The 15,160-nt window shown below is 29.2% G+C and carries 16 protein-coding genes; 15 read left to right on the forward strand and 1 reads right to left on the reverse strand.

The window, feature by feature from the left end:
• Positions 1-27 precede the first annotated feature (27 nt).
• Positions 28-225: a hypothetical protein gene (locus tag B2694_RS06520; RefSeq protein ID WP_346885061.1), complete on the forward strand. Its 198-nt coding sequence runs from the start codon at positions 28-30 to the stop codon at positions 223-225.
• Positions 226-349: 124 nt separating this feature from the next.
• On the opposite strand, the gene B2694_RS06525 is transcribed toward B2694_RS06520, so the two are convergent.
• A complete protein-coding gene (locus B2694_RS06525; protein ID WP_346885062.1) occupies positions 350-955 on the reverse strand; it encodes a hypothetical protein in 606 nt (201 codons plus the stop codon).
• Between the two features lie 585 nt (positions 956-1,540).
• Between B2694_RS06525 and B2694_RS06530 the strand changes: the two genes are divergently transcribed.
• The 14 genes from B2694_RS06530 to B2694_RS06595 all read left to right on the forward strand — a co-directional run bounded on the left by B2694_RS06530 (position 1,541) and on the right by B2694_RS06595 (position 14,927).
• Positions 1,541-1,960 (forward strand): hypothetical protein, encoded by a 420-nt coding sequence (locus B2694_RS06530; RefSeq protein WP_346885063.1) that lies wholly within the window; start codon positions 1,541-1,543, stop codon positions 1,958-1,960.
• Between the two features lie 4 nt (positions 1,961-1,964).
• The gene (locus B2694_RS06535; RefSeq protein WP_346885064.1) at positions 1,965-2,441 is read left to right on the forward strand and encodes a hypothetical protein; all 477 of its coding nucleotides are present in this window, start codon (positions 1,965-1,967) and stop codon (positions 2,439-2,441) included.
• A 412-nt stretch (positions 2,442-2,853) separates the two neighbouring features.
• A complete protein-coding gene (locus tag B2694_RS06540; RefSeq protein ID WP_035134339.1) occupies positions 2,854-3,090 on the forward strand; it encodes a Veg family protein in 237 nt (78 codons plus the stop codon).
• A gap of 310 nt (positions 3,091-3,400) precedes the next feature.
• Positions 3,401-4,963 (forward strand): DUF3794 and LysM peptidoglycan-binding domain-containing protein, encoded by a 1,563-nt coding sequence (locus B2694_RS06545; RefSeq protein WP_346885065.1) that lies wholly within the window; start codon positions 3,401-3,403, stop codon positions 4,961-4,963.
• Positions 4,964-5,139: 176 nt separating this feature from the next.
• Entirely contained in the window at positions 5,140-5,982 is an 843-nt protein-coding gene (gene ispE / locus B2694_RS06550) for a 4-(cytidine 5'-diphospho)-2-C-methyl-D-erythritol kinase (RefSeq protein WP_346885066.1), read from the forward strand.
• A gap of 232 nt (positions 5,983-6,214) precedes the next feature.
• On the forward strand, positions 6,215-6,415 hold the full coding sequence (locus tag B2694_RS06555; RefSeq protein WP_346846984.1) for a CLC_0170 family protein: 201 nt from the start codon (positions 6,215-6,217) through the stop codon (positions 6,413-6,415).
• A 64-nt stretch (positions 6,416-6,479) separates the two neighbouring features.
• Positions 6,480-7,964, forward strand: a complete 1,485-nt coding sequence (locus B2694_RS06560) for a spore germination protein (RefSeq protein ID WP_346885067.1) — start codon at positions 6,480-6,482, stop codon at positions 7,962-7,964.
• A 28-nt stretch (positions 7,965-7,992) separates the two neighbouring features.
• Complete coding sequence (locus tag B2694_RS06565) at positions 7,993-9,093, forward strand: endospore germination permease (RefSeq protein WP_346885068.1); 1,101 nt, start codon at positions 7,993-7,995, stop codon at positions 9,091-9,093.
• The gene (locus tag B2694_RS06570; RefSeq protein ID WP_346885069.1) at positions 9,083-10,261 is read left to right on the forward strand and encodes a Ger(x)C family spore germination protein; all 1,179 of its coding nucleotides are present in this window, start codon (positions 9,083-9,085) and stop codon (positions 10,259-10,261) included. Before B2694_RS06565 ends, B2694_RS06570 begins: the two co-directional genes overlap by 11 nt.
• Positions 10,262-10,374: 113 nt before the next feature.
• Entirely contained in the window at positions 10,375-11,106 is a 732-nt protein-coding gene (gene spoIIR / locus B2694_RS06575; protein ID WP_346885070.1) for a stage II sporulation protein R, read from the forward strand.
• A 120-nt stretch (positions 11,107-11,226) separates the two neighbouring features.
• Positions 11,227-12,249 (forward strand): D-alanine--D-alanine ligase family protein, encoded by a 1,023-nt coding sequence (locus B2694_RS06580; RefSeq protein WP_346885071.1) that lies wholly within the window; start codon positions 11,227-11,229, stop codon positions 12,247-12,249.
• Positions 12,250-12,429: 180 nt separating this feature from the next.
• On the forward strand, positions 12,430-13,410 hold the full coding sequence (locus tag B2694_RS06585) for a tRNA 4-thiouridine(8) synthase ThiI (protein ID WP_346885072.1): 981 nt from the start codon (positions 12,430-12,432) through the stop codon (positions 13,408-13,410).
• A gap of 86 nt (positions 13,411-13,496) precedes the next feature.
• Positions 13,497-13,913, forward strand: a complete 417-nt coding sequence (locus B2694_RS06590; protein ID WP_346846991.1) for a DUF1934 domain-containing protein — start codon at positions 13,497-13,499, stop codon at positions 13,911-13,913.
• A 75-nt stretch (positions 13,914-13,988) separates the two neighbouring features.
• Positions 13,989-14,927 (forward strand): sigma-54 interaction domain-containing protein, encoded by a 939-nt coding sequence (locus B2694_RS06595; RefSeq protein ID WP_346885073.1) that lies wholly within the window; start codon positions 13,989-13,991, stop codon positions 14,925-14,927.
• Positions 14,928-15,160 lie beyond the last annotated feature (233 nt).

The raw sequence follows: 15,160 nt of genomic DNA on the forward strand, positions 1-15,160 counted from the left end.
AAAGTTTATCAATCATTAAGGATATCTATGACTAATATGCGACCATATGAATATGCTCTTGCAAGGGTAACTATACCAGTTGTAACAAGCTACACTAGTGATAAGAAACTTGTATATCAATGTGCTGGAGCTTTAGTATTACTTCTCGCACTATGCCTAGCAGCTCCAGCTATTGTAGCATATGAAGGAGCAGCCTTGTCTGCTCGCTTGTTGACTGGTATTTAAATAAGAAATAGTGAAAGTTTAAGAATATCCTAAATAATTAATAACAAAAGAACTGTAAATCTATAATGTTTTACGTTCTTTTGTTTTTTTGATAAAAATATAAAAATCTATACAGATAAAAAAATTATTTACTCTCTATATGATTGCTAGCTATTTTAGAGTTAATAAATTTTATAAATTCTTGCTCTGTTCCTGTAATAAAAGAATTCTTTCGTACCATTGTAATGTTTCTTAAAGGTTTAGGCTTAGGGATATGGATAATATACATGTTTTCAGAAGTATAAAAATTTGAATCTGATATATCAGAGTAATTTATTCTTATTTTATGATAAGATCTTGTTTTTATACTAAAGAGCGTGATTTCATAAAATGTTTGATAAAAGTAAATATAAGTATCGGGGCTTTCTATATTTTTTCTTGTTATATTAGCTATTTTAAGTGTAAGCAAAATCTCTGCACGTTGCGTATTCCATACAATAAGTGTACACAAAATAACGGTTAAGATAAATAGCTTATCTGAAAGAATGATGCCAATAGATTCAATTAAAAATAAATTATCATTATAAACTAAATCCCAAATATGAAATATAGCTATTAAAATCACAGCTGAAATCCATCCTATTTTTAAGCGATTAAAAGCTTTTTTCTTTACACATGACATAGCTTCATAGAACTCCTTAGGAGTTATACCATTAGAATTACATTTAAATAAAAATTTTTCTTCATTCATAAATTATTTCTACTCCTTTATAATAATTATAATAAGTATTCTATAATAAACATGTTATCATGATTATTAGTTAATTTCTACAATTACGGTGTAAGGGTATATAAATAGACTAAGTGAATAGGTATATAAAGATTTATCTAGACATTTAAGAATTGAAGATAGACTAAAAAATATTAAAAAAGTAGAAGCATAATTTAATTATAAGGCTCCTACTTCTTTTAGTTTCATATACATATAAGAAGTTATATACATTTAAGAAAATGCTGATAAAAACAGGGCAAATTTATAAAATATAAAACACTTAATTATAGGAGTAAGAAAATTACTCGTGATTAGGTGTTTTTTATACGATGACTACCAGCTCTAATACTCATATTTTTTTAAAGTAGGAGTAAAGAGCTGCTACACCCTTGGATAACGAGTTCTAAGTTTCAAAGACAAGTGGGGTAAGTCTGAATACAATTGAGTCTATAGGTGATTCTTGTTTGGATAATAAAAGTATTTATAAAATTATAAAGATAGTTGATGAGGCAATTGAACTATGTTAGTATATAGTTGCACTAATGTAAGTTTAAGGGGGAAAATATGAAAAAAGTTTTATGTTTACTATTGACATTGTTAGCATTACTTACTAGTACAGGATCAACTGTGTTTGCTGAAACTGAAGTTGGGCCAAGAGCAATCGCAAGTTCTTGTCCATATGGCACTAAACACAAGGGGGTGTTACAAGGGATAGGAATAGTAAGGTATGAAAGTACGAATAAGATATTTGAACATTATGGACATTATTATTTATGTAAATGTGGAAGTAGAGTTGTAACAACGGGGAATCCACATTTACTACATGATCCAGCAGTTAAATTCTACACACAATCATTTAAAGAAAATTATACTAATGGGACATATTCTTTCTATATGACAAAAATGGATTATACAAATTCATTACCTACATGGGAATTTTTTAGTTCTAATAATCCATTAAGTATTGAAAGTGAAGGAATGTAGAAATATGAAAGAAAATAAAAAAATATTATTTAGATTTTTTGTAATTTCGCTCTTGGTGACTTTAACTTTATGTGTAGGATGTTCTAAAAAAGAAGATAATGAAGAGAATATTGTAAAAGGATTTATCGAAAACTTTTTTACTAATACAAGTGAAGATGTAGACATATATAAAGAATATTTTACTGAAGAAGCATTTGAGTATTTTAAAACTGATGGATATATCATTTCAAGAGTTCCAGATAAATTAAATAATAAGTTTAATACAGAAATAAAAGACATGAATGTTGAGAATATATCAAAATCAGATTCAGATACTCATAGTTATGAAGTAAAATTAACTTTGATAGATAAGGATTCGAATAAAGAAAGAGAATGCAAAAATACAATTCATCTTTCAGAAGAGAATGGAAAGTGGAGAATTAATTCTAATAATAAAATTGATCTTTTAAGTAAAGATATATTCTTATTATTTTCAGAATAAAAAATGACATAATATTTTGAATGTTTTAAAATCACCTAGAGAGTTTCTAGGTGATTTTTTTGGTACGTCCAATATGGGTTGATAGTAGAAAGTGCATAGTTTTAATTTATACCACAGATTTTTTTAAAACTCCTTTACATTTTCATCTGAAAATATAGATTTATATAGTTATATGTGAATATTCTAAAAAATTCTACACATAATAATGTCAAGTTGGTTTCTGGCCATTATAGCTGAATAAATGACATAGGATTAAAAAAACAAAATAATACATAAAAATTTAACGAATATTTAACATTGACAAGTATTATTAAAATGTTGTAAAATATTTAGTTTGCTTGACATAGGTAGAGGTAACTGTTATAATAAAGTTGGAAGCCTTTATGGAAATATTAGAAAGAGGGTGTCTACTGTGAAGATGGGAAATGTATTGACTACGATAAAAAAAGATATCGAAAGTCATGTTGGCGAAAAAGTGACATTGAAGGCAAATGGAGGAAGACGTAAAGTAGTAGTAAATGATGGTGTTTTGGAAAAAACATATGACAGTATATTTACAATTAGACTTGATAATAATGTGCAACGTACTGTTAGTTATAGCTATAGTGATGTACTAACAAAAACTGTTCAGCTAGTGTTTGCAGGGTAAAATGAAGAGGTGTTCTTTTAAGAATGCCTCTTTTATTTTGCGTATAAACAGAGTTCTTAGCTTCTTCGAAGCTTTACTAACAGAATTCTTAGTATCAGTATTTTTGATACTTAGAATTCGTTGTCCTTTAGGGGAAATCGTTATCCAGGGACATAGCAGCTCTTTACTCCCGCTTTGAAAAAGATGGGAGTATTAGAGCTGGTAGTCATCGGATAAATAATTATTCTTTTAAGAAAATTTAATATAAGTAGTTATATTTCATAACATTCTCATATATACATTATTAGTAGGTATTTTAGGAGGGAAAGTTATGGATTTGGATTTGATAAAAGACTATATAGAATATGAGCAATCAATAGCTGAAAATGACACAAAGATGTTCATAAAGGAAGAATATGTTATACCTGATACGCTACCAGATGTGGATAATATACTAATGTTAGATGTAAAGCCTATGATAACAAATAAAGAGGTTGGAACTGATAAGGTAAATTTAGAGGGGCAACTTCAGTATACTATCCTTTATATGGCTAAAGATGCAGGAGCTACTGAAGCTCATTCAGTAGTATATAATGGTAACATTTTTGAGTCTATTGACATGATTGGTGCCCAATCAAATATGTATTGCGATATAGAGCTAAACATTGAACATATGGATTGTGTTATTATTAATGAAAGAAAGATAGCTATTCAAGGATTTATTATATGTAAGTGCAATGGATATAATATAAATTCCTTTGAGATAGTTAAAGATGTACATGAAGGAAAGGATATTCAGTTTTTAAAGAATCCTATGACTGTAGATAAGGTTATGGAACCTATAGAAACTGAATTAGTTGGAAAAGCAGAAGTTAAAATTGATATGGATAAAAATGAGTGTCTAAAGGTTATAAAATATGACGTTACTATTGGGAAGAAGGATGTAAGAATATATGATGGTGGACTCAAGATAGAGGCTATGGCCAATGTAGCTATATTATATAAAGGCAAGAATGGAAGAGATTTGTTCTGCGTTTCAGAAAGTGTACCTTTATATAAAGAAGTTACCGTTGATGAGTTAAAACCCAATATGGAATACTTCACTGAATTTGAAGTTCAATCCTTTGAATATGATGTTAGACAAGATGATATGGGTGAAAACAGAGTAATTGATGTAGAATTTGTAGTTAAAGCTATTACTCATGTAATGTATAAGGAAGAAGTAGAAGTTATACAAGATGTATATTGCCCTACAAAACTATTAAACATGGATATTAAAGAAAATAATATTAATGTGATACAAGGTCATGGATATACTGAAAGTTTGGTTAAAGGAGATATTGACGTAAAAAATGATGATTTAAAACCAATTAAAGTTATAATGACTACAGGAAATGTATCTATTACTGATAAAAATATTAAAAATGATAAGATAGAAATTGAAGGATTATTAAAAGTTGATGTTTTATATTCAACTGAGGATGAAGAGCAGTATTTAGTTACTGTAGAGGATGAGATTCCTTTTAGTTGCAAGGTTGATATAGCTGGAACAAATCCAAATATGCAAGCAAATGCTAATATATCTCTAGAGATGATAGAGGGAAGTTTAGAAGCTGGAAATGTATCTATTAGAGCCATTGTTAAAGTTCATTGTAAGGCATATTACAATATTAAAAATAAATTTGTTGTTAACATGGCAATTAATGATGGTGAAGTTCCAGAGAAAAAAGCAAGTATAATAATATATGTAGTTCAGCCAGAGGATACTCTTTGGAGCATAGCTAAGAAATACTTGACTACAGTTGATGAAATTATGAATATTAATGAATTAGCTGAAGGGGAAGAAGTTAAGCCATCTCAGAAATTAATTATACCAGGAAGAGCTACAGTTTAAAGATTTTAAATTAGATATATTTAATATTTATTAAGTAGAAATGCCATGAAGGGTAGCATTAGCTCTATACTTCATGGCATTTTATTTTACTAAGCTGAGTATCACACTTATAAACAGAGTTCTTGACGTAAAGGGTAAAAAGGATTATTCTCATTTGTAGTGAGGTGTATGAATAGATGAAGGTAAAAGCTTATGGTAAAGTAAATATAGTCCTTGATATTATTGGAAAAAGAGAAGATGGATATCATCTTTTAAGGATGATTATGCAAACTGTTAATATATATGATGAATTAACTTTTAATAAAGGAGCAGAAGGAATACATATTACAAGTAATAAGGAGTTTGTCCCTACAGATAATAAAAACCTTGTGTATAAGGCAATAGAATTATTTTGCCATACTTATGGCATAAAAAGAGAGATGGAAGTTCATATTGAAAAGAATATTCCTGTAGAAGCTGGCATGGCAGGAGGAAGTACTGATGCAGCAGCAGCTTTAAGAGCTATGAGGGATATATATAAACCTAATGTTAGTAATGAAGAGCTTAGATTACTTGGAGTTAAACTAGGAGCAGATGTACCATATTGTATAGATGGGGGAACGGCTCTTTGTGAAGGGATTGGAGAAGTTATAACTCCCCTTAAGGATTTTAAAAATAAACTAATGGTAGTTGTTAAGCCTAACTTTGGGGTATCTACAGTGGATACTTATAAGGGTTTTAAGCTTAATGAGGTAAAGGTTCATCCAGATGTGGAAGGTGTTATAAAAGCTATGGCTAGGGATGATGTTAAATATGTAGCTGATAATATGATGAATTTACTAGAACTTGTAACAATAAAGGAGCATAAGGAAATTGAGGATATAAAGGACTTTATGTGCAAAGAAGGCGCACTAGGAGCAATGATGAGTGGAAGTGGACCTACTGTTTTTGGCTTTTTTAATGACATTAATAAAGCAAATCAGTGTGCAGATAGGTTACGGGAACAGTATAAAGAGGTTTTTGTTACAAGAACCATCTAGAATTTCTTTAGAAAATAATAGCCATAATATAATTAGGGATAAGAGCGTGATTCAAGGAGAATTGCACTCTTATTTTTTTCGTTAAATTAGATTTTAAGAAGGTTAAAGGTTTATGCTAAGAATTCTGTTTATGAATATAAACTTTGTATTAAGGTAAAACTAGGTTTGCAGGAAATTGTTAAGGTTCCAGATAGCTGATAAATTAAAATATAACTTTGAAGGATGATAATTTATGATGAGACTTTTAATTGAAAGATTTGACATATACCTAGTAATACTAATATTAGTATCTGGGTATATGATGGTAGGTAGCGATGTAAGGTATTTTTCAAGAGAGGATAAGCAAAAAGCTAAAAAACAAAGTTTAGTAATCGGGATAGCTATGATGTTAGTTGTGGTTGGAATGTTTATTCTGAGAGGAATCGTTATCTAAAATAATAGATACAGAAGAAATTAGATTTTTAATTTTGTGGCACTGAAGGGAAGGAGATATCTATATGAAGGATCAAATTCGTGAACATATTTCTAATAGCACAAGAGAGAATATGGATTATCTTAAGAAATTATTTAAAGATACGTCCGACATGGTATTTAGGGAATTTAAGTTTGGAGACATTCTTTGTGGAGTCATATATATAGATGGTATGGCGGATAAGGAATTATTAAATGATTTTTTACTTGAACCTATGATGAAGATGAGTGGAGATGTAACTGATTCTAATGAAATAAAAGATAGGATTATAGCTATATCTGATATGAGAGAAGTTAATAAGTTAAGTGATGGAATTACTGCAATATTATCAGGTGAAAGTTTGGTTTTAATTGATAACCTACAAGGAGCATTAGTGGTAGCTAATAGAGCTTGGCCTAATCGTGGAGTTGGTGAACCTTCAGGAGAAACTGCAATACGTGGATCTAGAGAAGGTTTTACAGAAACCATTAGGTTTAATACAGCACTTCTTAGAAGAAGAATTAGGGATGTAGGCCTTAAAATTGAGGGAAGACAATGTGGTGTTAGATCTAAAACCGATATGGCTATAGTATACATAGATGACATAGTAAATACTGATGTATTAGAAGAATTGAAGGAAAGATTAGATAGAATTGATATTGATGCAATTTTAGATAGTGGTTATGTTGAGCAATTTATTGAAGATAATGATAGAACTCCATTTCCTCAAGTACAAAGTACTGAAAGACCGGATGTGGTAGCTGCTGCTTTATATGAAGGAAGAATAGGAATAATTGTAGATGGTTCACCTTTTGCATTAATTGTTCCAGCGGTGTTAGTGGATTTCTTTCAATCACCAGATGATTACTATACAAGTTGGATAAGTGGAAGTGTGGTAAGGTTCATCAGAATTGTAGGAATACTGGTATCTTTAGTTTTACCTGCTTTGTATGTAGCTGTAACCACATTTCACACAGACTTAATTCCTACAAAACTAGCATATGCTATAGCTTCATCTAGAGAGGGAGTACCCTTTGCTGCCTATGTAGAGGTATTACTCATGGAAGCTAGTTTAGCCTTTTTAGTTGAAGCTATTATAAAATTACCGAAACCAGTTGGTTCTACTATTGGTATAGTTGGAGGACTTATAATAGGTCAATCAGCTGTAGAGGCAGGACTCGTTAGTCCTATAATGGTTATAGTTTTAGGACTTACAGCAATAACAACATTTTTAATACCTAACTATACAGTAACTTCGGCCTTTACTTATTTTAGAATAATGATTATTATTCTAGCAGCAGTTTTTGGTTTGTATGGAATAATGCTAGGTATTATATTCTTAATAATTCATTTAACGAGAATAAAAAGTTTTGGAATACCTTACCTTGCTCCAGCAGTAGATTTAATTTGGAGTGATTTAAAAGACCTATATGTAAGAATGCCGCTTAAAGTCTTTAAGGATAGACCACATTTCTTAAAGCCACGAGATGAAGTGAGGCAGAAAACTAAAAGACAAGGTGGTACTAAATAAGGTGTTACCATAGCTGGGAGGTTGAAATATGAAAAATAAAGGATTCATTGAAGAATTTGCACTCTTTGCTAGCTTATCAGTATCCATGATAGGGGTAGGTGTTTTTTATGCTCCCGCTATTGTAGCTAAATATGTAGGAGCGGATAGTTGGATATCTGCAATAATAGCAGGAATTGCAATTTGTTTAATTCTTTTTTGTATATATGAAATAGTTAAAATAAATAAATATAAGGATATTACACCAATATTAAAAGATACCTATGGAGGGGTTTTAGGAACAATTATATCTTTAATATATTCATTGGTAATAATAATTGTATTAGCATTTTCTCTTAGGGTATTTTCTGAGGTTATAACCATGTATCTTTTAGTTAATACACCTACTGAAGTAATAATAATAACATTTATATTTATAGGTATGTATTTAAGTCGTGGAGGCCTTGCTAATGTGGTACATTTTAATGAAATAGCCTTCTGGGTTATGTTTTTACCTTTAGCAATAATTTTATTGTTAACTTTACCTGAAGCAAATTTTAAAAATCTTTTACCAATAGGTGCTTCACCCATTCAAAACTATTTTATATCTAGTTTTGAAATGCTATTTCTATTTAATGGCTTTTCTATTGCTTTTATTTTGATACCCTATGTAAGAAAAAAAGGAAAGATTGGTCCTATTTTGAGAAGAAGTAGTCTTTTTGTAGCTCTATTCTATGTAATAATATTTATTTTAGTGTCTGCTACTTTATCATCAGTACAAACTGCTGAAAGTATATTCCCAACCATAACAATGCTGCAATCTATAAGTTCAAGAAGTGGATTTTTGGAAAAATGGGATGGTTTAGTTATGTCCTTGTGGGTAATATTTTATTTCACATCCTTTGCCAATATATATTACTTTGCTTCTTCCATATTAAAAGAGAGTCTTAATTTAGATGATATTAGAACGTCATCTATGATATATGTTCCTATAGTATATTTAGCAGCTATGATACCTAAAAGTATTATAGAAGTAAGAAATTTTAAGTTTGGCTATTTAAGAATTGGTTTCATTACAATAATTATAGTTGTAATAGGAATAACTCTATTATTAAGCTATATAAAGAAAAGGAGGATGCAAAGTGAAGAATAAGATAATAAAACTTATTCCTATAATGATGATATCTTTACTTCTTACTGGATGTTGGGATAGTGTAGAGATTGATAGAAAAGCCTTTGTATCTACTATAGCAATAGATGTAGGTGAAGATATTAAAGTTAGAAGTGAAATAATAAATTCTAAGGAAAATACATCAGAAGAGAATATTGAAAAAAATAATACATTAAGAGTTACTTATGGATTTCCAGACATTAGAAATATGGATTCTAAAAAGGGGACTGCTTCAGAACTTTCTATAACGGTAGAAGGGTATTCAATGACGGATACATACTTTAAAGCCCTTGCAAAGAGTAGTAGAACTCTTCACTTTGGACATAGTAAACTATTACTTTTAAGTGAAGACTTATTTAAGTATCCTGAAGTTTTACAAGAAGTAATGGATTATATTGAAAGAGAACCAAGTTTAAATAGAACAATTATGATGACTATAGTTAAAGGAAAGGCCAAGGATTATGTGGAAGTTAAGCCTGTAACTGAAGAAAATATTGATAATTATATTACTAGTCTTATGGGTAACAGTAGTAAAAGTGGGACAGTAGCACCTGTAAATTTAACAAAATACATAGACATGGTTAAATCTTACAATTCTAGTGCGTTGCCGGTCTTTTCTCTTGAAAATGAAAAAGATATACAGCTTACAGGTATGGCTGTTATAGAAGATTTTACTATAAAGGATTATTTAGATAATAATCAGATGACAGATATTCAAATACTTAGAGGAGATATTGGTTCTTGTAGAAAGGCTATAAATAAAGAAGGGCATAATATAGATTACTATATAAAAAATGTAGATAGAGATTTACATATAGACTATAAAGATAATAAATTAAAGCTTAAGTACACCATTGATACAGAAGGTACTTTAAAGGGGTATTATGCTAAAGCAGAATCTTTAGATAGTGAGGTTATAAAGGAGATTGAACAACAATTTAATGAGTCTATGAAAAAGGACTTCCAAGAGCTTATAGATTTTACTAGAAATAATTTAAAGGTAGATGTATTAGATATTGGAAGTGATATAAGAAGGTTTCATAAAGGAATTTGGAATGAAGTAAAAGATAACTGGCCACAGGCTCTTGAAAATGCAGAAATATCTATTGAAGTGAACAATGATATAAGAAATATAGGGTTATCAAATTAAATATTAAAAGTATGATGTTCTAAAATATTAATAAAAATATTATTAAAAGTGAATATAACTTGTCCATGTGGTAACAATTAAGATATGATTTTAAGTTTTAGGAGGAAGAAACGATGAAAAAAATTATATCTATAGTTGTTACCATATTTTTTATAGTTATACTTTTAGTTAAGGTACAGGGAGTTGAAGCAGCTAATTTTATTTCTGAAAATAAGATGTCTGATAATGTTTCAATAGAAGATATATCAGGAAAGTTAATTAGGTTTCACGTTATTGCTAATAGTGATAGTGAGAAAGATCAAAATCTAAAGCTTAAAGTTAGAGATAAAGTTTTAGAATATGTACAACCACTTTTAAAAGACAGTAAGAATATAGAAGAATCAAGAGAGATTTTAAATAGAGAAAACGAAAAAGTTCTTGAGATAGCTAGAGAAATTATAAAAGAAAATGGTTATGACTATTCTGTAGAATCTACCCTAGATAAAGAGAATTTTCCTGTTAAGACTTATGGTAATATTACTTTGCCTCAAGGAGAATATGAAGCATATAGAATAATAATTGGAACTGGTGAAGGCCAAAATTGGTGGTGTGTTATGTTTCCTCCTATATGTTTTGTAGATATAACAAAAGGTGAAGTTGCCTATGAAGAGACTGAAGAGGAAATGAAAAAAGTTTTAGATGATGAAGAATTCAATATGGTGGATAACACTAATTCAGAAAATGTTAGTAGTGAAAAAATAGAAGAGATTAAAGAAGTTAGTGATGCTTTAGCGGATAATACGGAAGATGATAATATAGTAATAAAATTTAAAATAGAAGATATATTGAAAAATCTGTTTAAATAATATTGAATATGGTAGTGAACATATATAAAATATAAGGAGTATAATTTATTTATGTTCACTATTTAATTTTACAGTGAATAGATTGTACCAAGGATAAAATTATTGTTAGGAGTGATAAATATGAAGAAGGTAGCAATACTATTTGGAGGACAATCAACAGAACATGAGGTGTCTAGGGTATCGGCAACATCTGTTCTAAATCATATAGATAAAGAAAAATATAGTATATTTCCAGTAGGTATAACTAAAGAGGGAAAATGGTTTCTTTATAAAGGTGATATAGAGAATATAGGAAATGGAAAATGGGAAGAAGACTATAAAAATCAAGTTGAAGATGGAATTAAATTGTTATTAAATAAAGAGGTAGATGTAGTTTTTCCTGTACTTCATGGTATGTATGGTGAGGATGGTACTATTCAAGGGCTATGTAAACTTATGAAATTACCATGTGTAGGTCCTTCAGTTATGAGTTCAGCTGTATGTATGGATAAGGTTTATACGAAATATCTTTTAGAACATGAAGGTATAAAACAAGCAGACTATGTAGTGGTAAATGCCTTTGATTATGGAAATGATAGTGAGAAATTTATAAATAAAATTGAACATAACCTAGGATATCCTTGTTTTGTAAAACCAGCTAACAGTGGTTCTTCGGTAGGAATAACTAAAGCTCATGATAGAGAAAGTCTTGAAAATGGATTAATAGAAGCTTTAAAACATGATAGAAAGATTCTTGTGGAGGAAGGATTAAATGCTAGGGAAATAGAAGTTTCTGTACTTGGAAATGATGACCCTAAAGCTTCAGTTCCAGGGGAGATAATTCCAGATAAGGAATTTTATGATTATGAAGCTAAGTATTCTAATGCAGAATCTAAACTTTTAATTCCAGCTAATTTAAATGATGAAGAAATGGCTACTATAAGAAATTTATCCCTTAAAGTTTATAAGAAGTTAGATTGTGCAGGTATGGCTAGGGTGGACTTTTTAGTAGATAAGGAAAGTGGAGAAATATATTTAAATGAAGTAAACACTATACCAGGCTTCACAAGTATAAGCATGTACCCTAAGATGTGGGAAGCTACAGGGTTATCCTATAGTAATCTTATAGATAGATTAATTGAATTGGCAGTTGAAAGAGGTTAGTAAATAAAATTTACTAACCATTACTTTCAAGTTGCTAGTAATAAAAGAAAATAGTAATATTATTATATGTGTTATTTTTAATATTTCTATAAGTTAATATGATATAAAGAGATTAATATACTACAGATTAGAGTAAAAGATACAATATAAAGAAACTAAGAGAGTTAGGTGAAGAAAAAAATGACAAGAGCATTAGCTATGGTTTCAGGCGGTTTAGATAGTATTCTTGCAGCAAAGTTAATTAAAGATCAAGGAATTGAGGTTATTGGAATATGCTTTAAATCTTATTTTTTTAACGAAGAAAATGCAAGAAGAATGGTAAAACAAATAGATATTCCTTTAGAAGTAGTAGATTTTAAGGAAGAACATTTTAATATGGTTAAAAATCCCAAAAATGGATATGGGAAAAATATGAATCCTTGTATTGATTGTCATGCTATGATGATGAAGTACTGTGGACAACTCTTAGAAAAATTAGATGCAGATTTTATTATAACTGGAGAGGTTTTAAATCAAAGACCTATGTCTCAAAATAGAAGTGCATTAGATAAAGTTAAAAATGAAAGTGGAATAGGAAGCAAAATTCTTCGTCCTCTTTGTGCTAAAAATCTTAAACCTACAGAGATGGAAGAGAATGGACTTGTAGATAGGGAAAGACTTTTGAATATTCAAGGTAGAGGAAGAAAGATTCAAATGGAGCTTGCTGATAAGTGGGGTATAAAGGAATATCCATCACCAGCGGGAGGATGCAAATTAACAGAGCCAAATTATTCTGTTAGGTTAAAAGAACTTTTATCTCATAACCAAAATCCAGAGGAACGAGAGCTTGAATTACTTAGAATAGGTCGTCATTTTAGAGTTACACCTAAGGCTAAAGTTATATCTACAAGAACTCAAGAAGAAGGAGAAATGATAAAAAGTCTTCTTAAGGAAGGTGATACAATACTGTTAGTTCAGGACTTTAATGGTTCTATGATAGTAATTATAGGTGAAGCTACAGAAGAAGTAATATCTATTGCAGCTAAGATTGCTATAAGATATAGTAAAGGTAAAGATGAACCAAAGGCCACTGTTAGATATTCAGAGTTTGGAAGTAAGGATCACAGGACTGTAGAAGAGATTTGTGCAACTGATGAGGAAATAAATTCTTATCTTATATAGAAAAGTTTTTAGAAGAGTAAATAAAATAGCCTTAGAGTTTGAATATATTTTAAATAAGATTCTTAGGAAGAATAGAGGTAAATATTATGGATAAGGATGCTATAATTAGAGTAAGTAGTATACAGAATAATGATGAGGATGAATGCATTGAAATTGTTAGTCCAGGATCATTTTTTAAAGAAGATGATGAGTATGTTGCTACATATGAAGAAACAGAACTTTCGGGTTTAGGGGATACATTAACTACTTTTAGAATAGGTGAAAATTATTTTAATCTTATAAGAGAAGGGGACGTAAATACTAATATGGAGTTTAAAAATGGGAGTAGTTCGTCTATTCTTTATAATACTCCTCATGGTGGATTATCTATTAAAATTAAAACTAATGATGTAAACATAGATATTAATGAAGCTGGTGGAAAAGTAAAAGTTGACTATGATGTAATAATAGCCAAAGACCAAATTATTAATACTAAGCTTGTAGCTACCATAAATGTTAAATAGTACAAAAATGTTTTACTTAGAAGCTATGCAGAATTATATAATGCATAGCTTCTATTATTAAAGGGGTTGTGAATTTTGTATAGGTTTGAAGATATAATTGGGAATAGTAAAGAAATTAGAAATGTTAAAGAATTAGCTATGAAGGTATGTAATTCAAAATCTCCAATTTTCGTTTATGGTGATACTGGTACAGGAAAAGAATTGATAGTACAAGCTATACATAATAGTTCAATAAGAAGAAAAAAGCCCTTTATAGCACAGAACTGTGCTGCAATTCCAGACAATTTATTAGAGAGTATTTTTTTTGGAGTAGGAAAAGGTGGTTTTACTGGAGCTATAGAGTCAGAAGGGTTATTTGATATAGCCAATGGTGGTACTTTGTATTTAGATGAGTTAAATTCTATGGATATAATGTTTCAAGGAAAGTTCTTAAGGGTTCTTCAAGAAGGAGAATTTAGAAGAATCGGTGAGACTAACACTAGAAAAACAGATATAAGAATAATAGCATCAGTAAATGAGAATCCTGATTTTTTAGTTAAGAGCAATAAATTAAGAAAAGATTTATACTATAGACTTAATGTTATAAGAATTAACATGCCTGAATTAAATTCTAGAAAAGAAGACATACCTATACTTGTATCAATGTTTATAGAAAAGCATAATAAAAGATTAGGTACTAATGTTAATGGAATAGATAGTTATGCATTAGAAGTTTTAATGAAAAAAGACTATGATGGAAATGTGAGAGAATTAGAACATATAATCGAAGGTGCTTTAAATTATAAAAGGCATGGAATTATTGAAATATCTGATTTGCAATTAGGAAATATTATTGAAAGTTTGTCCCTTAAAGATAAACTTGTGAATATGGAAATTAAATATATAAAGGAAGCTTTAATTATTCATAGTAATAATGTAAGTAAAGCAAGTAAATTTCTTAATATACCAAGGCAAACACTTCAATATAAAATAACTAAGTATAATATAATGGATTTGATAGATAAGGATAAGTAGTTTTAAATTATAATAGATTATTTAAATAGCTTAGTTCTGTATATGTATAGAAATATTTGGTTAAAATGATAAACAGAGTTCTTAGATTTTTCAATTTAAAGTAAAATATTTATTGATATAGCAATAAATATTTTACTTGGTAATAGATTTTTTGAAAATATAGTGTATACTTATATAGTAAAATCTATACTACAGCAAGTTTAGTTATATATAATTATATGAATAGATTAAAC

The organism is Clostridium sp. UBA4395, assembly GCF_002390995.1.
GTDB classification, from domain to species: Bacteria; Bacillota; Clostridia; order Clostridiales; family Clostridiaceae; genus Clostridium_J; species Clostridium_J sulfidigenes.